This is a genomic window from Mucilaginibacter metallidurans, from assembly GCF_003286435.2.
In the GTDB taxonomy this organism is placed as follows: Bacteria; Bacteroidota; Bacteroidia; order Sphingobacteriales; family Sphingobacteriaceae; genus Mucilaginibacter; species Mucilaginibacter gossypii.
Window position 1 is genome coordinate 1,027,646 of the sequence record NZ_CP043449.1, and the last position, 24,047, is coordinate 1,051,692.

At 43.5% G+C, this 24,047-nt stretch carries 21 protein-coding genes; 15 read left to right on the forward strand and 6 right to left on the reverse strand.

Annotation, left to right across the window (positions count from 1 at the left end):
* Positions 1 to 139: 139 nt before the first annotated feature.
* From DIU38_RS33780 to DIU38_RS04415, 5 genes are all read left to right on the forward strand, one after another.
* On the forward strand, positions 140 to 628 hold the full coding sequence (locus DIU38_RS33780; protein ID WP_244311260.1) for an NAD(P)/FAD-dependent oxidoreductase: 489 nt from the start codon (positions 140 to 142) through the stop codon (positions 626 to 628).
* 153 nt (positions 629 to 781) lie between these two features.
* Entirely contained in the window at positions 782 to 1,429 is a 648-nt protein-coding gene (locus tag DIU38_RS33785; RefSeq protein ID WP_244311261.1) for an NAD(P)/FAD-dependent oxidoreductase, read from the forward strand.
* Between the two features lie 682 nt (positions 1,430 to 2,111).
* A complete protein-coding gene (locus DIU38_RS04405; protein ID WP_112654136.1) occupies positions 2,112 to 3,656 on the forward strand; it encodes a carboxylesterase/lipase family protein in 1,545 nt (514 codons plus the stop codon).
* 85 nt (positions 3,657 to 3,741) lie between these two features.
* Positions 3,742 to 4,635: a flavin reductase family protein gene (locus DIU38_RS04410; protein ID WP_112654135.1), complete on the forward strand. Its 894-nt coding sequence runs from the start codon at positions 3,742 to 3,744 to the stop codon at positions 4,633 to 4,635.
* Positions 4,636 to 5,006: 371 nt separating this feature from the next.
* Complete coding sequence (locus DIU38_RS04415; RefSeq protein ID WP_112654133.1) at positions 5,007 to 5,576, forward strand: REP-associated tyrosine transposase; 570 nt, start codon at positions 5,007 to 5,009, stop codon at positions 5,574 to 5,576.
* A 33-nt stretch (positions 5,577 to 5,609) separates the two neighbouring features.
* On the opposite strand, the gene DIU38_RS32900 is transcribed toward DIU38_RS04415, so the two are convergent.
* Complete coding sequence (locus tag DIU38_RS32900) at positions 5,610 to 5,783, reverse strand: hypothetical protein (protein ID WP_167516081.1); 174 nt, start codon at positions 5,781 to 5,783, stop codon at positions 5,610 to 5,612.
* A gap of 70 nt (positions 5,784 to 5,853) precedes the next feature.
* Positions 5,854 to 6,330: a hypothetical protein gene (locus DIU38_RS04420; protein ID WP_112654132.1), complete on the reverse strand. Its 477-nt coding sequence runs from the start codon at positions 6,328 to 6,330 to the stop codon at positions 5,854 to 5,856.
* A 431-nt stretch (positions 6,331 to 6,761) separates the two neighbouring features.
* On the opposite strand from DIU38_RS04420, the gene DIU38_RS04425 reads away from it, so the two are divergent.
* Together DIU38_RS04425 and DIU38_RS04430 are read left to right on the forward strand one after the other, a co-directional pair.
* Positions 6,762 to 7,751, forward strand: coding sequence for a ParA family protein (locus DIU38_RS04425; RefSeq protein WP_112654131.1), 990 nt, complete (start codon positions 6,762 to 6,764; stop codon positions 7,749 to 7,751).
* 5 nt (positions 7,752 to 7,756) lie between these two features.
* Positions 7,757 to 8,620, forward strand: a complete 864-nt coding sequence (locus tag DIU38_RS04430) for an SIR2 family protein (RefSeq protein WP_112654130.1) — start codon at positions 7,757 to 7,759, stop codon at positions 8,618 to 8,620.
* Positions 8,621 to 8,781: 161 nt separating this feature from the next.
* On the opposite strand, the gene DIU38_RS04435 is transcribed toward DIU38_RS04430, so the two are convergent.
* The 4 genes from DIU38_RS04435 to DIU38_RS04450 all read right to left on the reverse strand — a co-directional run bounded on the left by DIU38_RS04435 (position 8,782) and on the right by DIU38_RS04450 (position 13,201).
* Positions 8,782 to 9,684: a ribose-phosphate diphosphokinase gene (locus tag DIU38_RS04435; protein ID WP_112654129.1), complete on the reverse strand. Its 903-nt coding sequence runs from the start codon at positions 9,682 to 9,684 to the stop codon at positions 8,782 to 8,784.
* Between the two features lie 66 nt (positions 9,685 to 9,750).
* On the reverse strand, positions 9,751 to 11,169 hold the full coding sequence (locus DIU38_RS04440; protein WP_112654128.1) for a nicotinate phosphoribosyltransferase: 1,419 nt from the start codon (positions 11,167 to 11,169) through the stop codon (positions 9,751 to 9,753).
* A 4-nt stretch (positions 11,170 to 11,173) separates the two neighbouring features.
* Positions 11,174 to 12,070 (reverse strand): NUDIX domain-containing protein, encoded by an 897-nt coding sequence (locus DIU38_RS04445; protein WP_112654127.1) that lies wholly within the window; start codon positions 12,068 to 12,070, stop codon positions 11,174 to 11,176.
* Between the two features lie 444 nt (positions 12,071 to 12,514).
* The gene (locus DIU38_RS04450; RefSeq protein WP_112654126.1) at positions 12,515 to 13,201 is read right to left on the reverse strand and encodes an NUDIX hydrolase; all 687 of its coding nucleotides are present in this window, start codon (positions 13,199 to 13,201) and stop codon (positions 12,515 to 12,517) included.
* Between the two features lie 249 nt (positions 13,202 to 13,450).
* Here DIU38_RS04450 and DIU38_RS04455 point away from each other — a divergent pair, with 249 nt between their 5' ends.
* From DIU38_RS04455 to DIU38_RS04490, 8 genes are all read left to right on the forward strand, one after another.
* Positions 13,451 to 13,999: an RNA polymerase sigma-70 factor gene (locus DIU38_RS04455; RefSeq protein ID WP_149354028.1), complete on the forward strand. Its 549-nt coding sequence runs from the start codon at positions 13,451 to 13,453 to the stop codon at positions 13,997 to 13,999.
* A gap of 67 nt (positions 14,000 to 14,066) precedes the next feature.
* Positions 14,067 to 15,035, forward strand: coding sequence for a FecR family protein (locus DIU38_RS04460; protein WP_112654124.1), 969 nt, complete (start codon positions 14,067 to 14,069; stop codon positions 15,033 to 15,035).
* A 259-nt stretch (positions 15,036 to 15,294) separates the two neighbouring features.
* Entirely contained in the window at positions 15,295 to 18,426 is a 3,132-nt protein-coding gene (locus DIU38_RS04465; RefSeq protein WP_167516082.1) for a TonB-dependent receptor, read from the forward strand.
* Positions 18,393 to 18,656 carry a hypothetical protein gene (locus DIU38_RS04470; RefSeq protein WP_149354030.1) on the forward strand — a complete coding sequence of 88 codons (264 nt, stop codon included), beginning with the start codon at positions 18,393 to 18,395 and terminating at the stop codon, positions 18,654 to 18,656. Before DIU38_RS04465 ends, DIU38_RS04470 begins: the two co-directional genes overlap by 34 nt.
* An 11-nt stretch (positions 18,657 to 18,667) precedes the next feature.
* Entirely contained in the window at positions 18,668 to 20,296 is a 1,629-nt protein-coding gene (locus DIU38_RS04475; RefSeq protein WP_112654122.1) for a RagB/SusD family nutrient uptake outer membrane protein, read from the forward strand.
* Positions 20,297 to 20,339: 43 nt separating this feature from the next.
* A complete protein-coding gene (locus DIU38_RS04480) occupies positions 20,340 to 21,476 on the forward strand; it encodes a SusE domain-containing protein (protein ID WP_112654121.1) in 1,137 nt (378 codons plus the stop codon).
* A gap of 56 nt (positions 21,477 to 21,532) precedes the next feature.
* Positions 21,533 to 22,690, forward strand: a complete 1,158-nt coding sequence (locus DIU38_RS04485; protein ID WP_112654120.1) for a glycoside hydrolase family 76 protein — start codon at positions 21,533 to 21,535, stop codon at positions 22,688 to 22,690.
* Between the two features lie 97 nt (positions 22,691 to 22,787).
* Complete coding sequence (locus DIU38_RS04490) at positions 22,788 to 23,855, forward strand: glycoside hydrolase family 76 protein (protein ID WP_112654119.1); 1,068 nt, start codon at positions 22,788 to 22,790, stop codon at positions 23,853 to 23,855.
* The last annotated feature ends 192 nt before the right edge of the window (positions 23,856 to 24,047 follow it).

Consider the following 24,047-nt stretch of genomic DNA (forward strand, 5'->3'; position numbering starts at 1 on the left):
TGTAATATTTACACTAAGATGAGGCCGGTTGCCATAAACTTTAGTAAATTTATGGTAGAAAAACGAGGCAAATGAAGCCGGAATATTTTTCAGATCGGGACCTGATCCTGCTTTACCTGCCTATAAAATATTAAGTATCATGACAAGTATAACACCCCAAAGCGGCAAAAAAAAGATAGTAATTGTTGGCGGCGGTTTTGCCGGGCTTAACATTGCACAGCAGCTATATAAAAACAAGTATTATGATGTTACCCTGGTTGATAAAAATAACTACAATTATTTTACACCGCTGCTTTACCAGGTAGCAACCAGTTTCCTTGAACCATCAAGTATCAGCTATCCCTTCCGTAAGCTTTTCAGGGATAAAAGATTGAGTTTCCGTATGGCAGCCGTGGTTAAGGTTGATCCTGCGGCAAAGATTCTTTATTTGAGTAATGGCGAGCTATCTTATGATTACCTCGTTTTCGCGGCCGGTGCAAGTACAAATTTTTACGGGATTGAGAGTATCAAACAAAATGCCATCTCCCTTAAAGAAATTGACGATGCGCTCCGAATGCGTAACAGCCTTATTAAAACAATGGAAAAGGCAGCCATTACTACCGACCCGTTGAGCGTCAAAAGCTTTTAACTATAGTAGTTGCCGGGGTGGTCCAACTGGTGTTGAAGTAGCTGGTATGCTTGCCGAGATGAAAAACTATATCCTGAAAAAGGATTACCCCGAGCTAATGAATGCCAAAGGTAAAATTTACATCGTTGATGGCGGCCCTGATTTGCTTGCCCCATGAGTGATAAAACCCACAAGGAAACCCGCCAGGCACTGATTGAGTGGGGTGTTGAAGTTAAATTAAATGCCCATGTAAACGATTTTAATAATGGTGTGATAACCTTTGCCGATGGAGAAACACTTGAAGCCAAAACCCTGATTTGGGCTGCCGGTATAATTGCCAATACTTTTGAGGGTATCCCTGCGAGTAGTTTAGGCATAGGCCGCCGCATGATCACTGATGAATATAACCGGGTTAAAGACCTTGAAGATATATATGCCATAGGCGATATCAGTGTGCAAATAACCGACCCGGTTTATCCAAAAGGGCACCCGCAACTGGCACAGGTTGCCATACAAATGGGACGCAATACCGCTAAGAACTTTATAGCCATGGCAAAAGGCAAAGCCATAAAACCATTTAAATATTTCGACAGGGGAGATATGGCCATTGTTGGCCGGCATAACGCCGTGGTCGACCTGTTTAAGCATAAGGTACACCTCAGTGGTATTGCAGCTTTATTTGTATGGCTATTTATCCACCTGATGTCGTTAGTGAATTATAATAATAAAATTAAAACTTTGTATAACTGGGCGGTAGCCTTTTTAACACGTGATCAGGCACTAAGGATGATATTCGGGAGCGGGCAGAGCCGGGCAGATTAATCGTCGGTATTAAATGGTTTGCTCATTCAAAAAGGGGCAGCGCCTGGTGTAGGTTGCTGCCCCTTTTTTGTTGCTCAAATAATGAGCAAGGGCCTTTATGGCCAGGATCAATTGTAACAAATCAAGTGTCCCAATTTTTTGATTCCCGAAAAAAAAATGAAAAAAGCCCGGTGCTTCTGTTTTTTAAAATCCATGTGTTCCATTTTTTAAGTGTAAAATAACGGAACGGGTTAAAAATGTTATTCGTTGATAATCAGTGGTTTGTGCTTTTGTATGAAACATAGTTAAATTGTTGATAATCAGTTTTTAAAACTTTTTGGTGTATTTGTTTGGTGTTTCACTCTTAGTTAAAATAGGGGCTGATTTTTGAGTGTATTTTTACACTTTTTTTAATGTTTTTTGATAAGGCAGGTTGACGGAATCTTGATGGTGACAAAGTACTGCCACCATTGCTTGATGCCGGGAAGATTAGCTTTGCGCTTTTCTGTGTATATGACGAAGCTTCGCTTCGTCAGCCCCGAGGCTTGAGTCGCTTTATTGCCGGCGCACGTATGCCGGATGTGTTTTATCTGATATTAGTTTAGAGAAACCCGAGAAACGCGCAGCGGAACGGTAAAATACTGGTTTTCACAGTTGCGATTTAGTGGTTTAATGGTAGTTTTGAACAACCAATCGCAATTTTATGAGACGTTTAATTTTTATGCTTGCTTCAGTGCTTACTGTGGTAGCTGCCAATGCACAACCGGCTCCTGTTAAGGTAAATGAAGGGCTGCTGCAGGGTACCTTTGAAAACAGCCTCACAGTTTATAAAGGCATTCCATTTGCTGCTCCTCCGGTTGGTAAATTGCGCTGGTGCCCGCCTCAGCCCGCCGCAAAATGGGATGGTGTGCGCTTGGCCGACAAATTTGCCCCGGAACCCATGCAGGGTGGCAACCCAGTGTCGGGAAAAAGTGAAGATTGCTTGTACCTGAACGTTTGGACGCCTGCTAAATCACCCGATAGCAAAATTCCGGTCCTTGTATGGATTTACGGCGGTGCTTTCAATGCCGGCGGCACTGCCGAACCGGCTTATAACGGCGCCAACCTGGCAAAAAAAAATGTGGTGCTGGTAAGTATCGCCTATCGCGTGGGCCAGCTTGGATTTTTGGCGCATCCTGAATTAAGTGCCGAAAGCCCCAACCACGTTTCCGGTAACTACGGCCTTCTTGATATGATAGCAGCACTTAAATGGATTAAACAAAATATCGCGGCCTTTGGGGGCGATCCTGGCAAGGTAACTATTTTTGGCGAATCGGCAGGAGGCATCGCGGTTAGTATGTTATGTGCAAGCCCACTGGCTAAAGGACTGTTTCGTGGGGCCATTTCCGAAAGCGGAGGCTCATTTGGCCCAACGCGTACCACAACCTTTCCGGGCGAAAATATGAAAAAGCTGCATGATGCCGAGGCTGCCGGCGAAGCATATGCTAAAGGTGCCGGATATCCCTCAATTGACAGTTTGCGAAAAGTTGATGCTGATAAGCTCCCTGCCGTACGCGGGCTTGCATGGCCCATTGTTGATGGCTGGGTGATTCCCGATGATCAATATAAGCTCTACGAAGCCGGTAAGTATAACGACATACCAATACTGGTTGGTTATAACTCTGATGAAGGCGCCAGTTTTTCGCCGCCAAAAACTACGGATGACTATATCGCCGCAGTAAAAAACCGCTATGGAAAATTCGCCGATGAGCTTATCAAGGCTTATCCGCCCGGCACCGGTACGGTAGCCAAAACCGCGCGCGACTTAACACGTGATGCAGCGTTTGGCTGGCATACCTGGAGCTGGGCTACATTACAGGCAAAAAGGGGCAAATCCAAGGTTTTTTATTATTATTTTGATCGACACCCCGAGTATCCGGCAGGTTCGCCGCAGGCAGGTTATGGATCGCCGCATGCACAGGAAGTGGCTTACGTGTTCGGCCTGCTTAATGCCTCAGGTGCACAGGCTAAAGCAGACCTGGATATTTCGGATGCGATGAGTACTTACTGGACAAACTTTGCAAAGTATGGCGACCCCAATGGTGCCGGAAAGCCCCAATGGCCGGCCTACAGCCCTGCCCGCCCGGTAGTAATGTACTTTTCCCAAACGGCGCATACAGGCCCTGTTCCGGACCTTGCGTCGCTGAAAGTATTGGATGCTTATTTCAGATGGAGGCGTTCGCCGGATGGTGAAGCCGATGTTAAGTAAACAGGGGGCGCCTGGCTTCTCGTAAAGGGGGGACCGGATCAAAGGAAATAGCTGTTAAGCTGATTAAGCTTTAAATAAAACTTGAATGAAGTTAAGAACTATTGATGCATCGTCGTTAACACCGGCCGAAATGCAGGCTTATTTGCACTACGCCATTGCTCCCCGGCCAATATGCTTTGTATCCACTATCGACAAAAACGGCGGGGTTAATTTAAGCCCGTTTAGCTTTTTTAATGTTTTTAGTATCAATCCGCCAATATGTGTTTTTTCGCCCACAAGCAGGGCGCGGGATAATACCACTAAGCACACGCTCGAAAACGTTTTGGAAGTGCCTGAATGTGTGATTAATATTGTGAACTACGATATGGTACAACAGACCTATTTAACCAGTATGGATTACAAAAAAGGAGTAAACGAATTTGCGAAAGCGGGCTTTACTGAACTGGCTTCGGATACGGTAAAACCACCGAGGGTGGCGGAGTCGACCGTTCAACTGGAATGTGCAGTGAATGATGTGATATCGTTAGGAAAAAACGGGGGCGCGGGTAATTTGGTTATTGCTGAGGTGAAACGGATCCATATCAGCGAAGCTATTTTGGATGCTAATGATAAAATAGACCCGCATAAAATAGACCTGGTGGCCCGTTTGGGGGGCGATTGGTATTGCAGGGTAACTGGTGATAATTTATTTAAAATTTCCAAACCAACAGGCAGTGCCGGCATAGGTATCGGTGTAGATGCTTTTCCAATAGATGTTAAATACTCCAAAGTATTAACCGGGAATGATCTGGGGGTATTGGGGCTTGTTGAAACGCTGCCATCCTATGAGGAGGTAAGCGCTTTTAGCAAAACCGATGAAATGAAAGAACTGGTTGATGCTGCCACCAGTGACACCCGCACCCTGCACCTGCATTTAAAAGCCAAACAATTGTTAGATAACGGCCGGGTAATGGATGCCTGGAAAGTGTTGCTGATGTAGGTTACGCTTGTACCTGCAGGTGATTAGCTTATAAAAGTAAATGCTACCGTAAGAGGTAGTGAGTACTTACGGCAACGAGAATCGACAGCATAATAGCAATTGGCTTTTATAATAAGGTGGATATTAGCTATTTTTGAGCATGAAACTAAACTGTCACTGGCGCGAGTATGCAGCGCAGGAATAGTGGGTGGAGTACTCGTGACTTCATCTTCAGCGGTGGCACGGGGACTTTCATTTTTAACTGTCACTGGCGCGAGTATGCAGTGCAGGAATAGTGGGTGGAGTACTCGTGACTTCATCTTCATCTTCATCTTCATCTTCATCTTCATCTTCATTTTCAGTTTGTATAATTAAAACTATATTTAGCTGTAATGAGCACCAAATATAAATTCAGGAAACAGGAGCAGTTGTATTTCATAAGTTTTTCGGTAATTAATTGGATTGATTTGTTTATTCGTACCGAATACAAGCAAATTATGCTGGAAAGTTGGAAGTACTGTCAGCAAAATAAGGGGCTCGAAATCTACGCTTGGTGCATTATGACAAGTCATATCCATATGATAATTGGAAGCGAAGAGGAGAAGCTTGAAAACATCATGCGCGATATGAAAAAACATACGTCGTTGGCCTTAAAAGCTGCGATTAAACAGCATCCTTCAGAAAGCAGGAGAGAATGGATGTTATGGATGATGGAACGTGCAGGAAAAAAGAATAGTCAAAATATCGATTTTCAGTTGTGGCAGCAGGATAACCATCCAATTGAACTTTACGATAATAGAATACTAAATCAAAAGCTTGATTACATACACAACAATCCAGTGATAGCCGGTTTCGTTGAAAAACCGGAAGACTATCTCAACTATCTTTACAGCAGTGCAAGAGATTATTCGGGTATGCCCGGCTTGGTTGATGTAATATTGGTTAGCCCGGTAGTGTTATAATCGAGTTGCTTAAAATGTCACGAGTACGCCACGCTATTGCCAGCGCTGCATACTCGCGCCAGTTGGGGGTGTATCTAAAAAAGAGTATTCAAAATCATCGCAGCTAACGTCACGGAAACTTTCGGTTGAAAACGATTCCCATTCGATCTTTACAGAGTGTAACGAAGTTTTTTGGGCAAAAACGGTGTTTACGCATATTAAAGTCATAAAAATGCAGACTGTCCAAATTCTGTTCATGAAGAAGGGATTTAGATTTACTTTGACTTGTGTTGATAACTCACATAAATTCAATCAATTCCGCTTCTCCAACGCATCTTGGCCCTTCGTGTATCCACCATTTTCTGCCAATATTTAAGTAGCGCTCTATTTTCCAACCTAAAAAGAATCTTACAGTTACTGCTTTTTCTTCACCGGGCTCAATTGTAAACCCATCATCCCACCTAATATCCCCGATGTATGTTTCAAACCTGTTGCCATCTTTGTCATATTCAAAAACATGATTGGGCCGGTATCCGCTTAATATCCCTGTTCGTCTTCCGCCATCTTTGGTTGCTTTTAGCTTTATTAAAGCTTTAACGGAAATTAGTTGGTGTTCTTCCTGCTTTATTTCCCTGATACTCGCAAGAGTATATTTATCATAAGCCATAACATCAAATACTTTTGATGCCCCTGTATCAAGCCATCTTTTGTAAATGAGTTTGCCGTTCATATACACGTAGAGTTCGCGATCTTTGACTTCTTTGTGGATTAGCATGGTATTTATAAAGGTAGAAATTGTGCGTGTAAAGACCATGAATTATAGGACAGTTAGCGTTGGGAACGCGCGACACGCGCGCACCAGCATAAGGGCCTAAATAGCAATAAACGATACTGCCATCATGAAATTAAGCTAAGCCGAAAATAACCACATCTAATTTCACTTATCTCGATCCAATAAATACATAAACTAACATTGATTAATAAGTAATAATAATCAATGTTAGGAAAATTTAATTCGTAATGAATTAGCATATATTAAGCGCAACGAAATTATAAATAATATTTCTACTATTTAATAATGCCTGGTATATTAGTTGGCAACAGGGCCAATTCTCAAACATTTATATTAATTATAATATTGAGTAATTGCCAGAAGAGATCAGAGAAGTATCTGATAATATTAAATATCAACTCAACTTTATTTAAATGCAATCAATCGTAGTCTTCAATAATAAAGGAGGTGTTGGCAAAACAACCCTGATGTGTAATATTGCCGCATATCTTAAAATAAAGAAAAGAAAAAAGGTACTAATCGTTGATGCGGATCCGCAATGCAATGCAACTGCCTATATGTTTCCATACCCACAGATAGAAGATATTTATTCCAAATCTGAATCCACGATTTTTGAAATCGTAAAGCCACTACAACGGGGTAAAGGTTATATTAGCAATAAACTTCCAATACTTAAAAGCCCATATTTTGAAGTAGACGTAATTCCTGGAGATACGCAATTATCTTTAAGTGAAGATTTTTTAAGTAAGGATTGGTTAGATGGGAAAGCCGGTGATTTTCGTGGTTTACAAACTACACTATTATTTAAAGATTTATTACTACGACTTGATAAATACGATTACGTATTTTTTGATGTAGGTCCTTCCCTTGGCGCATTAAACAGGTCCGTTTTAGCAGCATCAGATTTTTTTATCGTTCCAATGTCTTCTGATATTTTCAGTCTACAAGCTCTCGAAAATATTTCAAAATCGTTGAAGGACTGGGAAAAACAATTAAGTCGCGGTTTAAGCGATTTTAAAACAAGAGAACAGGAACCTTTTCAGATCGATGGTCAAACTATCTCTTGGCACCTCCAATTTGGTGGGTATGTTACACAACAATACACTGCTAAGACCGTAAATGGGAAGAAACAGCCTGTTAATGCCTATGAAAGAATTATCAAAAAGATTCCTTCTACTATACAGAAACACTTATTGACGTTAAATAAAATATCTATCACCTATCCCCAAATTGGTGAAATAACAAACCTGCATAGCTTGGTTCCATTATCGCAAAATAGTAGCGTGCCGATATTTAATTTAAAATCCGAACATGGCGTAGTTGGTGCTCATTTTAACAAAGTGCGCGAATATGAAGCCACTTTATCTGAAATGGTAGAAAAATTAATCACTAATTTAAACTAAAGAAAATGATCAATTGGCCTGAAGAACTTATTGACGATATAGCCCGAAGAAGATGTGTCATTGTTTTAGGAGCCGGAGTTTCTAAAAATTCAACTAACGCAGCAGGAGCACGCCCCAAAGATTGGAAAGAATTTTTGATATCAGCTTCAGAAGATATAAATGGAAAAACTGAGATTCGAAAACAAATAGGTTCTGGAGATTTTTTAACAGCTTGTGAGTTGATAAAGAAAGAACTTGGACGAGATGATTTCAATTCCCTCATGAGGCGTGAGTTTTTAACGCCTCAATTTCAGCCAGCAGATATTCACAAATTCATCTATAATTTAGATTCCAGGTTCGTAATAACGCCGAACTTCGATAAGATATATGATACTTACGCCAATACAACCTCCCATGGGAGTATTATTGTAAAAAAGTTTACTGAAAATGATATTGCAGATTGCATTCGAAGACCCGAGCATTTGATTATAAAAATTCATGGCTCTGTCGAGTCACCTGATAACTTAATCTTCACCCGGAAGGATTATTCAGAGTCTCGAACTAAGTATCGAGATTTTTATCATCTTATTGATGCCCTGTCGATTACACATACTTTTGTTTTTGTTGGATGTGGTACAAATGATCCTGACATCCGCCTTATTTTGGAAGACTATTCTTTTAAATTTCCGCAGAATAAAAAACACTATATAATAATGCCTAAAGGAGCTATGAACTCCAAGGTCAGGGAAATTATAAGCGAAACAATGAGTCTTAAGGCTTTATTATATGATTCATCTGATTATCATCGAATATTAACGAGCTCAATAGCAGATTTGGTTTCAAAAGTTGAAATAAGGAGATCCGACCTCTGTCTTACGATGGACTGGTGATCGCGTTTATTGAAAAGATAATGAATATACCAAAACAACTATTTAATCGGATAATCATCTTTTACCTTTAATATACCTTGCTATCGCAAGTAAATTTCACACTGAGTAAGTTTACCACAAGGCACAGCCTTGTGGTAGCGAAAGTCCAGTATCCATCAACCTTACCCACAAATCAACCCCGCCACAGTCCGCACCTCTACAAAATCATCCCCCTCCAAATCCTTACAATTCACATGCGTATCGGTACAAATCAGCTTTTTAATAGCTCCGCAGGCCTTTAACTTGCCAATGCCATCGTTCACAAAAAGGCCGTGCGTGGTGATTACATAAATATCCCCGGCACCGGCATTTTTGTAAGTCATTGCGGCGTTTACGATGCTGCCGCCCGAGCGGATCATATCGTCATAGATAATAACCGTTTTGCCGGCTACGTCGGCGTTGATGGCACTTACTTCGGTATGGTCGCCTTTGAGGCGGCGTTTCAGGATGAAAGCGGCATTTACGCCCATGTCATTAGCTAATGATTCCACCCATTTGGCGCGGCCGGCATCGGTGCTGGCCATTACAAAATTATCGCCGCCATAACGGGTAGCCGCTTCAATCACAATATCCTTGCAGTACACATGTACGGGGTACAGGTCCTGCTCAAAGTAGTACTGGATGCCCTCGCTATGCAGATCGAACAGCATCACTTTATTGCCCCGGTTTGATTTGGGTATAGCCGAAAGCAGGCGGGCGCGGGTTTTGGCCGTTACAATTTCGCCGGCTTTAACGGCACGCTCCATGGTGCTGTAGCCAAAGTAGGGGATCACCAGTGTAAGCGAATCGGCCCCATAACTTACCAGCGATGAAGCCAAATCATATAATTCAAGCGTGGCGCTGTCGTTCACGGTACCGCCTATCAGCAGCACATCGCGGCCTTCCACGTTGGATAGGATACGCTGGTAGCGTTCGCCATCAGTAAAGTGGCTTACTTCAATTTCACCGCGTTCGCAATGGCCAAGGGCAAGCACTTTTTCTGCAAGGTATTCGTAGTCGGTTATGGCGAATAGTAATTTTTTCATTTGAGCATTTATATATGAGCTGAAAGCAGAATGCTTAAGGCTTAAAGCTTTTTTTGTTATCGTTATTTATTGGTGTTGCAAGGTATCAATCAGCTGTTCAAAGGTAAAATCTTTAATGATATGGCCGTTTTCGAAAACGGTTTGCAGCTGATCGGCCAGTTCGGGTTGTTCATCATGCTGAATGGTTTTGTAACCTTCGGCAGTTTTTACCAGTTTAAGGCGGCCGCCTTTGCTCTTTTTAAAGCTGGTGCTGATATTACCGCTGGCATCCATTTCGGCAGGGCTTTTTTCTACAGCTACTTCTTTACCGTCAATCACGGCGCTGCTGCATTTAAGGGCAAATTTCTGCGTATCACGGTCAACCTTTTGCAGTAATGCGCCGCCCATGCCCAGCACCAGGTTTTCGGCGCTGATACCGTTTTCTTTAAGGGCTTTGTAAATCACGCCTATCTCAGTATAATTAACCCCATCACCCTGGATCACCCTCACCTGCGGAGGCAGCACTTTATAGCCCCTGGCATTGGTGACAAAGCCGAACTTATCAAACAGGATGTTAAAAATCTCCAATAAGGTCATCACCGGGTCGCCGCTATCCGGGCGGATCACCAGCGTACCGTCGCGTTTCAGGATCTCTTGTTTCAAATCCTCGCCCCAGTACTCGCTGCAGGCACGGAAAATATTATAGCTATCGCTTACACAGGCAATAACACCAGTGGGGAAACTACGTAACACATGTTTAAATACTTCCAGTTCGCCTTCCTGGCCAAGCAGGGTACAAATACTATGCTCCGTAGCCGGAATGCTTAGTCCGTATACCTTTTCGGCATGGTAGTATGTTATAGCCATACCAGAGCCGGCAAGGTTATCGCTGCCTGCGAAGCTGAGCAGGTGAGCCGCACCACCAATTTTGGCACTTTCTACACTACTCACCCCGCGGAAACCGAAGTCATTCAGCACAAAACCAATCCCGCCGAAAGCTTCGGGTGTGGCGGTTTCCTCATAATATTGGGTAACAGTTTTTTTAACCTCGTGGCTAAGCGTAGCTACGGTGCAAGGGTACCAAACCTGCATCAGCAGCGTTTCGAGGAAGTTGGTGAGCCAGTAACATTCAGGGTCGGTATTTTCGATGGTCATGAGCACGTTGCCGATGGGTACGCTGCTGCCTTCGGCCACAGCTTTGATGCGCACCGGCAGGTGACCGTTGTACTTATCCAATATGTACTGAAACTTGCTGCAATCAAACACATCATCCCTGCCGAAAACCTGTTTCAGAAATTCGTCGGCCTCATCCAGGTCAACCTGGTTAAAGGCTGGTCCCTGCAGGTATTCTTTCAAAAAATATTGCAGACCGAAAAAAACGGTTTCGTTGAACATGCCCCCGCGGCTTTCCAGGTAACTGTAAATATGGGTGGTGCCGGGGTAGTAAAATTTATGGTGGGCGTATTTATATGCGTCGGCTAAGAGGATCAGATTTTCCTTTTTCATGGCTTTAGTTTTTTAGGTATTTGCCGGTGATGAAATTAAACAATTCAACGTGTTCTTCGCTAATGGAGCCGTCTTTTATCATCAGTGGAAGGTCGGTAAGTTTAAACCAGGCCAGGTCGGCAATATCATCCTGGGCCTTTGGTTCTCCTTCAATAAAGTCGGAGCTAAACAGCAGGGTAATAATTTTATCGGCTTCACTGCGGTAGCGCCAGTCGTTTATTTTGGCCGATGTTTCGTACTCCATGGCAGTGGTTTGCATTTCGCCGCACTCTTCGGCAAGCTCGCGTTTGGCGGCATCTTCGTAGCAGGTATCTTCCGGGTCGGTAAAGCCACCTACAAAGCGCCATTTATTGTTGATGGCTTTTTTGCCTAACAGTATCTCGCTGCGGTTATTTCTGAAGAGGGCTACATCCACGGTAGGGTACACCTTGGGATATTGGTTATAGTAAGCGTACAGGATGCCTGCGCGGAAATCGTTTGAGTCGAAAACCTTATCGGCGTATTGTTTACGCAGTTCGGTGGCATTATAATCACCGTGTTCGGGCAGTTCGATGGTTTCAAATTTACCGCTATAGTAGGGAATGAAGCTGTCGCGGCTGCCGTACAGACAAAACTGCTCGGCATTGAAAACACTTTTCAGCAGGTTGTCCAGGTTATCCGACCAAACTTTATCACTCGGATTATCACTGATGGGTAACACCACAATTTCGGGATAATCCTTTTTGATCATTTTTTCACGCGTGTAATAGTCGTACGGGTTTTTGCGGCTGCCTTTTATGGGGCTAACGCCCAGTAGTATAATCAGTTTGGCATGGTTTTGCTTAACCTGTGCTATCAATTCCCTGTGACCCTCATGCAGGTATGGCGTTTGAAAGCGTGCTATAATTACTCCTGTTTTCATTTCTATTTTGCGTTAATTATACGCAAATATAAATATGTGTTTTTAATACGCAAATTATTTTTTTAATTTTTTTGGAGCATTTTATAATGCTGGTAAAATAAACAGGTCATGCTGAACTTGTTTCAGCACCCACAAGCCGAGGCGCAAGCATAGCGGAGACTTAGCATGTGAGATCCCGAAATAAATTCGGGACGACGGATGTGGGCATGTTGAACTTGTTTCAGCACCCCATAAGCCGAGGCGCAAGCATAGCGGTGACTTAGCATGTGAGATCCCGAAATAAATTCGGGGCGACGGATGTTGGCATGTTGAACTTATTTCAACATGCCATAAGCCGAGGCGCAAGCATAGCGGTGACTTAGTATGTTGGATCCCGAAATAAATTCGGGGCGACGGAAAAGTTAAAAGTCTCCCCAACCGGGGGAGATTTAGAGGGGGCTGGGATTATATCTCGAAACTAATGCCCTCTTTCTTCAGCTGAAAATACTTTTCCTCGTTAAAGCGGAAAAGGTTACCCGGGCGGCCGGCGCCTTCGAGGGCCTGTTTTTCGGTAGTTTCTTCGAGGAAGCCGTATTTGGTGATCTTCTTTTTAAAGTTACGGCGGTCGATAGGGCGGTCGAGCACGGCGAGGTAAAGTTTTTCGAGTTCAGAAAAGGGGAACTTTTCTTCAAGCAGTTCGAAACCTACGGGCTGATAAAGCATTTTACTTTTAAGGCGTTCGCGCGCTACGCTGATAATGGTAGTATGATCAAACGCCAGGGCGGGGAGCTTTTTGATATTGAACCAGTTTACATCGCTGGCGTCGGTAGCGGCTTTAACAACAAAGGCGTCGGGCCGTACAAGGCCGTAATAAGTTATGGAGATCACCCGGTTACGTGGGTCGCGCCCCGGCTGGCCAAAGCTGTATAACTGCTCCAGGTAGGTGATGTTTACACCGGTTTCCTCACGCAGCTCGCGCTGAATAGCTTCCTCTAACGATTCATGATCGGCCACCAAACCACCCGGCAATGCCCAGCTGTTTTTAAAAGGTTCGATATTACGTTTAATAAGCAGCACGGATAGTCCCTCTTTGGAGGTATATCCAAACACTACGGCATCAACGGCAACCTTTATATTTTGGGCGACTGACATAATACAAAGTTAGATATTGAGAAGCGGTGGGGCAAGAGAAAGGCAACTATTCAATCAATTAAAACCGGTGTGCCGAACACTATTTCTTTAGTTTTATTGGCTGATGAGGTAACCTGTTTAGTGGGTGGAATATTTAAAAGTTTTTTTATTTAAAAATTTTCTTGTAAATATGCCCTACCAATCAGTAAACCGTTTTACCGCCGCTATGCATCACGATAAGGAATATCAAATGTGGCCTGATGCCGGTTATTGGAGCAGTTAAGGCTTGATGACCGTAAGGCATTTGAAATCCTGTACCATAAATATTCGTCGAAATTGTTTTACGCGGCTTATAATCTTTTCAGGGATAAGGATGTCTGTGAAGACCTGGTGCAGGAGTTATTTATTGATCTGTGGACAAAGCGCAACCAGCTAAATATTACCTCGCTCGAAGCTTACCTCAAAGTGGCTATCAGGCACCGCGTGTTATTTTATCTGCGCACAAAAAAGGCATCGGTAGATCTTGCGGTGATTGAAACGCTTGTTGAAAAGTATTCGGCAGATAGTAAATTGTTCCAGGATGATATTGCTCATTTACTGGAAGATGGCGTGGCGCAACTCCCCGAAAAATGCCGGCAGATCTTTACCCTGAGCCGTAAAGAATATCTCAGCAATAAAGAAATAGCTACCCGGCTAAACATTTCTATTAAAACTGTCGAAAATCAGATCACTATCGCTTTAAGATACCTGCGTACCGGTTTAACTGATTACCTGCCGTCGGTAGTGGCGCTGGTATTGCTGCATATGTTTGGCAAATAGACCCAAAAAAATATTTTCAATTGCTTTGGGGGGTACCCCGGTTTATTGCATCCTGCAGTTATAAACCATGGCAAAATTCCCTTTCAGAAAAAAACATTCCGGTGCAAATGACAGGCATTTGCAGGAAGAGCTTGTAAATAAATATTTCGACGAGCTCGATCTCCGCAGCGCACAAAACGAGGCAGGTGATGAGGTGGAATTTAATGCTGATGGAGTATACAACAGGATCAATGCAGCTATAGATAATTCAGAAAAGAAAAATCCGGGTAAATCAAAAAAATGGACGGTTGCGGCTTCGCTTCTTGCAGGCTTATGTATTTCGGTAACAATAGCTTATCAATACCGCTATGCCCTGCTTGATCGTTTGGATTCTATTGCCAGCAAACAATTGGTTGCCGCTAACGGGCAAACTGTAAATTTCACCCTTGCCGATGGTACCAAAATATGGTTAAATGCTGGCAGTAAGCTTACTTATCCTGAAAACTTCCGGGGCGAAAAACGAGAGATTAAGCTTGAAGGCGAAGCTTTTTTGGATGTAGCGCATGACCCCGCCAAAGCTTTTATCATACATACCGGAAAAGTACGCACCCAGGTGTTGGGTACCAGTTTTAACATTAAGGCCTACGCTAACGAAAGTTTTATTAAGGTTGACGTTTTGAGCGGCAAAGTTGGGGTAGTTACTCCGGCAGGTGCAGCAAAAAGTACAACCACATTTTTAACCCCCGCCGAGGAGGTTGTTTTTGATAAGGATAAGCTATCTGTGATAAAAAATGCTCAGGTTGATGTGAACGCGCTAAGTAGCTGGAAAGACGGAGAGCTGGTATTTAAAAACATGGCGCTGCCCGAAGTGCTCAACACCATTAACCGCCACTTCAATGTAACTGTAAAGGCCGATGTTAACCTGGCGCGTTGTTCTATTACCGCCAACTTTACCAATGTTTCATTGGAGAATATTATGAAGATCATATCGAAACTGGTGAAGGGGAAAGCTGTGCAAAAGGGTCCTGCTTATCAGCTCAAAGGCCGGGGTTGCTAACATAAAAGCCAATTAATAAAAGAGATATACCAATTATCAGTTAACCTAAATACAAGCTATGATAACATAAATACATTAAAAAACCCTGCTCAAAAGGGATTTTGACAGGGTTAAACTAAAATGCCGGGTTATTAAATAAGTGCAGCGTTTAGAGGTCCAATTCAGAACGAAGCACTTGAATTTCAAACACTTTAATTTTCTCAAATCTATGAATATATCTCTATTTTCAAATGGAGTAATTCGTCATGTATTAATATTAATGAAAATTACCTCGCTTGCCTGCTTTGTGGTTTGCCTCATGTGCTTTACGGCCGTGGCAAACAACTCGTTCGGGCAAAAATTTCTGGAGGTATCGGTTACGCTCAAGCTCAAAAATGCCAAGCTAACCGATGCGCTGGATAAGATCTCGAACCAAAAGCATATCAAATTTGCCTATGCCGATAATGTACTTAAACCAACCTATGTTATTAGCCTTAGGGTTAAAGACAAAAGTATCAGGGAAGTACTCGACCAGGTTTTAACCCCCTTTAATCTCAGCTATAAGATCATCGATGATGTTATAGTTATTGATGAAAAGCCGGAGATAGAAAGCAGCACCGGCGGTATTGAGCAGGGCCCCAGGCAACCCATCAAAGTTAAAGGTAAAGTTACCGACGAAAATAACTTAGTTATACCCGGCGCAAGCGTACGGGTTAAAGGTACCACCATTGGCACCGTAACCGATATTAACGGTAATTACACCATTGATGCGCCCGATGCTGACGCTGTACTGGTGTTTAACTTTATAGGTTATACCACAAAGGAACAGCCCGTAGGTAGCCAAACTACGCTGAACGTGCAATTGGTCCCTGAAAGAACCTCTCTGAATGAGGTGGTAGTTATTGGTTATGGAACGCAAAGGCGCGCCAATGTTATTGGCGCGGTTGATCAGGTTAGTTCAAAGGCTATCGAAACAAAGCCATCGGTTAACCTGACACAAGCTTTGCAGGGAACATCCCCAAATCTTATCATTCAGCAAACCAGTTCAGAGCCGGGAGCTTATGCCAATATCAACATACGCGGTATGAGCACCTTGAATGATAATAACCCGTTAGTAGTTATTGATGGCATTACAGGCGGGGATATCAACTTGCTCAACCCTTTGGATATCGAAAGCGTTTCCGTGCTAAAAGATGCCGGTTCGGCTGCCATTTATGGTTCACGCTCGGCCAATGGGGTTATTTTGGTTACCACAAAAAAAGGAAAAAATAATTCGCGTACTACGCTTTCATATAATGGACAGGCTGGTATCCAATCGCCGCATGTTGGCTACAAGCCGGTGCATAGTTATGAAAATGCCATTTTGCGTAACGAGGCTGTGGTGAATGCCGGTTTGCAGCCTATTTACAGTCCGCAGCAAATCCGTGACTTTCAGCAGCAAGGCGATCAGCAATGGTTTTTGGATGCAATTTTAAAAGATGCATGGCAGCAAAATCACAATTTGGCTTTAACCGGCGGTAATGCAACCACTACGTTTCTGGTATCGGCCGGTGTTACTGATCAGCGAAGTAACCTCGTTGGTCCCAATTATGGCTTAAGGCGTTACAATTACAGGATGAACCTTACCAGTAATTACGGTAAGCTTAAGTTAACAGGCATACTTGCCTACTCACGTACCGAAATTAAAGAACACTCATACAGCACCGGTACCCTTATTGTTGATGCCGGCCGTACACCTACTTATTATAAGATCAAAGACGATCAGGGCCGCTACCTTACCAATGATGTGCTTACCGAGTTTAACCCGTTGGGCATACTCGAAAAAGGCGGCTATCGGTTACGCGATAATGATAACATATTTGGGAATCTTAATGCTGAGCTTTCTATCACTAAAGACCTGAAGTTAAAAGGTGTGTTTGGTGGTACGTTGCTATCAAACCATATGTTTGGCAGGGTAATGCAGGTTAATTTTTATCCGTCGGGTACCTATGGCGCGGATAGAAACACCAACGACGAGAACGACAAAAACCTGTTTACCAATGCACAGTTCCTGGCGCAGTATACTAAAACCTTTAATAAATCGCACAATGTTGATGTGCTGATTGGTGTTGCTAATGAATCGACCACCAATAAATCAAACAGGCTTTATTTAAAGTATACCGACCCCGAGTTAGGTACTCCCGTTACAGGCACCGTTATCGATCCGGCGTCATCAAACACCAATAATAATACTGTAGAAACCAGTCTTAACTCGTTATTTGGCAGGGCTAATTATTCGTATAAAAACAAGCTCTACGGCGAGTTCGATTTCCGTTTGGATGCTTCATCTAAATTCAATACACAAAATCGTAACGCGTTTTTTCCATCCGTATCGGCCGGTTATAGACTAACAGACGAGGGCTTTATGCAAAACTATCGCGATAAATTAGGCGATATTAAGTTAAGGGCTTCTTATGGTATTTTGGGAAACCAGAGTGTGCGCGATTATCAGTATTTGCGTACTTACGGGCCTTATCGTAATGGTGATGGATCAATCAATCCTAATCCTTACGGGTTTAATAACTCGGGTGTTGGTGGCATAACTATTGATTTTGCCAATCCAAACCTGCGTTGGGAACGCGCTGCAACGTTTAACGCCGGCGTTGATGCCAATTTCTTTAAAAACAGTTTAAGTGTATCCGTTGATTATTTCAACAAAACAACACGTGACATCCTGTTGCCGCCGGTTGTTCCCGGAACTTTCGGCGCCGGGCTGCCAAGCTATAATGCAGGTAAGGTGCAAAACCATGGCTGGGAACTCACAGTTAATTATTATTTGACCACTCAAAACTTTAAGCACTCCTTTAGCTTTAATGTGGGCGACAGTAAAAACAAAGTTTTATACCTTGAAGGCGGTGATCAGCTAAGAACTTATGACGAGATGCAGGTTATTAACCGCGTTGGTTTGCCTATTGGTTCGTACGTTGGTTTAAAACGCGATGGCTATTTCCAAAACCTTCATGATATCCAAACAGGCCCAAAACCAGCCGGTCTTACTGTTTCGCCTGGCGATAATCGTTACGTGGATGTTAACGGCGATGGTGTTATCGATGATAACGATAAGTTTGTTTTGGGTAACCCCTTCCCACGGTTGACTTTCGGTTTTACCTACAATGTTACTTTTAAAGGTTTCGACTTCAACCTGTTTTTACAGGGCGTGGGCAAGCGGAGCATGTTTGTAAGAGGTGAGCAGGTTGAACCTTTCCATGTTAACTATTCACAGGTTATTTATCAGCATCAGCTTGATTATTGGACACCCGAAAATCCTGATGCCGCTACCCAAGGCTTGCAGCCAGCGGCAGCCAGTCAAATGAAAATAACTTTAGGCGAGGGTCAGACATGTACCTGTTTGATGGCAAATACCTGCGGGTGAAAAATGTGCAGTTGGGTTACACCTTGCCTGCTACATGGTCAAAGAAATTGGGCTTACAAAAACTGAGGGCTTATGTATCCGGTCAAAACGTACTCACTTTTTCAGGTGTGAAGTTTATAGATCCTGAATCGACCGAGTTCAACAATAACCTTAGTGCAAATGGAGCAAACAGCGCGCGCGCTTATCCAACACCAATTTATTATGGTTTTGGCTTAGATGTAACCTTATAACACTATCCATCATGAAAAAAAAATCAACACATAAAATTGCCTTCTTTATATTGCTTGCCGGGTTGGTATCGGCCTGTAAAAAGCTTGATCTGGCACCCGTAAACAAATTTACCGATAGCAATTTCTGGACAACAGCTGAAAAGGCCGGCAGTGTACTTAATACGGCCTATACTCAAATGTATAATAACGACTATTTCTTTTATAATGAAGGAGCGTCGGATAATGCATACAATGGCCGTGGTGACAACCAGGGTGTGGCCTCGCTTGCCGCAGGCACCTATGATCCATCATTGGGGCGAATCAAACAGGAGTGGGGCTTTCATTATAGCGGCATAAAAACCTGTAATATCTTTTTAGAGAATGTTGATAAGGTTACCGCTATGGATGCAACGCTGAAAGCCCGTATGAAGGCTGAAGCAAGGTTTATTCGTGCTTTTCATTATTTTATGCTGGAGACCTGGTGGGGGGATGTGCCTTTATTTGATCACGATATTACAATTGAAGAATCAAAAACAGTTGCACGTACGCCGAAGGCGCAGGTAGTGGATTTTGTTTTAAAAGAACTTGATGCTGCGGCTGCTGATTTGCCGGTGAACACCGCTTATAAAGATGCCGACAGGGGCCGGATCACCAGGGGTGCAGCCATAGCCTTAAAAGCAAGGGTGTTATTATATGAAAGCCGCTGGCAGGAAGTTGCCGCCACCTGCGAAAAGCTGATGAACGATAATAGTAATGGTACATACAGCTTGTTCCCCTCATATGAAGGTGTGTTTTTGCCGCAAAACGAATATAACAGCGAGGTAATGCTTGACCTGGAATATGTACCTATTGTGCGTACCTACAGCAACTTTTTTGATATGGCCCCGCTGGCCGTGGGCGCGCGTTTGAATGCACTTGCGCCAACCCAGGAACTGGTGGACAGTTACCTGATGGATAACGGAAAAAAAATATCTGATGCAGGTTCGGGCTACGACGAAAACAATCCGTACGTTCACCGCGACCCACGTCTAACCAACACTATTGTTTACAATGGCTATCAATGGAAAAAGCCTGATAACACAACACAGGTTATATATACCAAACCGGGCGATGATCCTGCTCCTACCAAGCTTGATGAATATGCTCCTGGAAAGGTAAGTTCGCCGACTGGCTACTATATCCGTAAGTATTACGATCCTACATCTGCCACCAATTTTCAGTCGGGTTTAAACTTAATATTAATCCGTTATGCCGATGTGCTGCTGATGTACGCCGAAGCTAAAAATGAGCTTGGCCAGCTGGATGCCGGTATTTGGGATAAAACAATCAAAGCCTTACGCGCCCGCGCCGGGTTTACCGATGCGCCTGCACTTAACTTCAGTGCAACCGGACAGGCAGATTTACGGAACATTGTACGCAACGAGCGCCGTGTAGAACTGGCTATGGAAGGCCTGCGGGTATTTGATATCCGCCGCTGGCATACTGCCGAAACCGTACTGAACGGTTGGGCGCACGGAGCCAAATTTGGTCCGGCATCGGTTGATAATGGCTACATCAGGGCCAACCTGCGCACATTTGACAAAGGTAAAAACTACCTGTGGCCAATCCCTCGCGATGAGCGCGCTGTTGACCCTAACCTAACTCAAAACCCGGGCTGGTAAATCATTAATTATTTATAAAAAGACATTATAATCAATTACGATCATGAAAAATATTACATACTGCCTCATGGCAGGCATCATAGCCATTTTAATGGTAACAGGCTGTAAAAAGGATAAAACCTTACAACATACACAGGTATCGGCAGTAACCAACCTGTTTGCTCCTGCAAATAACAAATTCATCCAGTTAGAGCCGGTAACCGGTTCGGCCACCTTTGAATGGGCAGAGGCTCATGCCGAAGACAATGGATTGGTTTTGTACGAGGTTGCTTTTGATAAAGAGGGCGGCGATTTTTCAAAGCCGATTTACACCGTTCCTTCAGATGCTAATGGTTTGTACAATAAACTTACTATCTCCTATAAAGACCTGAACAAGGTGGCCGATTTAGCCGGGATCCAACCGCAGGCTACCGGTAAATTGAAATGGACTGTAATGTCATCAAAAGGCATCAACGTTGTTAAAGCTACGGCTTCGAGCATCATCGAGGTTCAGCGTGCTGCCGGCTTTACCGATATTCCTGCCGATCTGTACCTGACAGGTTCTGCTACTGAAGGCGGCGAAGACTTAAGCAAAGCTGTGCACTTTAAACAAACTGCAGCGGGTGTTTTTGAGGCCTGGACTTTATTAAAAGCAGGTACTTATCACTTTGCCGAACGTAACACCGGCACGCCTGCTACTTACTCTATCGATGGTATTAAGCTGTTAAAAGATGGCAGTACCACTGTAACCGGTGCTACAAAAGTTGAACGTATAGTAGTTGACTTTACCTCTGCATCGGCTACTATAACCGAAGTAACCGAGGTTGGTTTATGGTTTGCGGCAGATAATAAAGTATGGTTCCCGCTGCCTTACAAAGCCGGTGGTAAATGGGAAATAGATAACGCATCTATTGTATTTCACCAGGAATCATGGGGTAGGGATGAGCGTTACAAGTTCCGCTTTACCTTTAAAGATGCTGCGGGTAACACTTCAACCCAGTTTTATGGCAGCAAAAATTCGGATAACAGTCGCCCGGATGCCAATACAGCCAAATCATTCTGGTACATGGTGCCGGTTAACAACTCGCAGTATGATTTCTGCTTTAAGTTTACCGGTGCAGCCGATAATCACAACGCTGATATCGTAGTTGACTTTAGCGCTGATGCTGCTGCTTATACCCACTCTGTTACTGTTAAATAATTAATTATTAGCACCTGTCGCCTTACTGGCGGCAGGTTCACAATAACCCATATTTTATGAAAAATAAAGTATTCAGAAATTTAGCTGTTGTTGCCCTCGCGGGAGGGGTGGCAGTAAGCTTTTCGTCGTGCCTGAAGGATAAACCTTTCCCCTTGTACGGTAACAAAGCTTCGGCAAAGGTGCAATATAAGTACGCCGAAACAGCCGATTCATTACAGGAAAAAACATACACAACCTTCATATCGGCAAACGGAAATTATTTTGTGGCGAACAATGCCGGCAGTACCACTTTTAATTACTGGCCTAATGCCCATACCCTTGATATTTTTACCGATGCCTACCTGCGCACCAATAATGATATCTACAAGCAAAGAATGAGCTCGCTTTTAGCCGGGATAAAAACCACTAACGGCGGTCTTTCCAATAATTTTTACGATGATATGGAATGGCTGGATCTGGCTACATTAAGGGCTTACAATGCTACAAAGGATGCCGCTTATCTAACGGCAGCCCACACGCTTTGGACAGATATTCAAACCGGCGAAAACAGCAACCAAGGCGGCGGCATAGCCTGGCGTAAAAATCAGTTAGATTATAAAAATACACCTGCAAATGCTCCGGCCATCATCTTTGCGGCCCGTTTATATGCTTTGGAAAAAAATGAAGCCGACCTCGCGACAGCAAAAAGATTATATACCTGGCTCAAGAAAACCCTGCTTGATCCTTCGGGCATTATCTGGGATGGTATCAACGCCAATGGTGACGGGCAGATCAGCAAGTGGAAGTTTACCTATAACCAGGGTGTGTTTATCGGGGCTGCATTGGAACTTTATCATGTTACCAAAGATGCTGCTTACCTTACCGATGCCGTAAACACAGCCAATGCCACCATTAATGATACAGATATTTCACCAGGCGGCATCCTGAAATCGGAAGGGCAGGGCGATGGTGGTTTATTTAAGGGGATCCTGATCAGGTATCTTACACTGCTGGCGCTTGATCCGGATGTTTCAGAAGCAGACAAAACTAAGTTTATCAGCTTCCTAAAATTTAACGCCGAAACGCTCTACACAGCCGGTATCGAGCGGCCGTCACTCATGATCAGTCCCGATTGGAAAAAACAGCCATCAGGTACTACGGATCTTACCACCCAGTTAAGCGGTGTAATGATGGTTGAAGCTGCCGCAACGCTGAAAGCGGCCGGTAAATTTTAAACAACAGCTTTGTAACAATAAAAGCCATAAAAGGATTCAACCACTTTTATGGCTTATTTTAGTATCTGATTTATACCTGTCTTAAATACAATTATCTATGAAAATTAAACTTATCGCCCTGCTTTGTCTTACCGTAGCTTTTAGTACGAGTGCCCAAACACCTAATTACAAAGAGCGGATAAAGATCATTAACCGAAACATCAACACCTATTTTGCTGATCCGAAGAACGGCCTGTACCTTGAAACTACCGATTCGGCAGAGAATAAGGGCAACCATTCATTTTTGTGGCCGCTGTGTGCTTTGGTTCAAGCTGCTAATGAAATGGAAGTGCTTGAACCTTCAAAACAATACCTTAAACCGGTAATGGTTGCTATTCAGCAATATTATTCGCCTCGTTCACCTGCACCGGCTTACCAGGCCATGGTAGCAAAAGAAAAACAGGATTCGCGTTTTTATGATGATAATGAGTGGGTAGCCATTGCCCTGATGGATGCCTATAATCGTACACATAACAAACAATATTTGGAAACCTCCAAAATGATCTACCGGTTTTTATTAACCGGTTATACCAATGAAGCAGGAGGAGGTTTTTATTGGGAAGAAGGCAACCGGAAAAGTAAAAACACCTGCTCAAATGGTCCGGGGATTTTGGTGGCCTTGCAGCTGTACAAAGCAACAGGTCGTAAACAATATTTAGACACAGCTTTACTGGCTTATAACTGGACAAACAAAAACCTGCAGGCGCCATCCGGCTTGTTTTATGATAACATAAAGGTGCCGTCGTTAAAGATCGATTCAGCCATTTATACTTATAACGCGGGTACCATGCTGCAGGCCAATGTGCTGCTCTATAACATCACCCATGAAAAAAAATACCTGATCGAGGCCCGCCGGATTGCCAAAGCCTCTGAACAATACTTTTACCGCAACAACCGGCTGCCCGGCAATTACTGGTTCAATGCGGTTTTACTTCGTGGCTACCAGGAATTATATCGTGTTGATAAAGACAAAACACAATTTCGTTTTTTTGTTGACGACGCTAACCGCATATGGCAACAGGAACGGAACGATAAAAACCTGCTCGGTCCGCATCGCATCAAAAGCCTGATAGACCAGGCAGCGATAGTGGAGATTTATGCGAGGTTGGAGGAGATGGGGGTATAAAGTACTACTCCCCCCGTCATGCCGAACTTGTTTCGGCACCCCGCGCGCTAAGAAATACGTATGCAGAGCATGTTGCCCACCTGTTCTGTGGGATCCCGAAACAAGTTCGGGACGACGCCTAATTCATATAGCCGTCATGCCGAACTTGTTTCGGCACCCACGTGCTAAGTATTTAGGTGATAAAGTTTATTT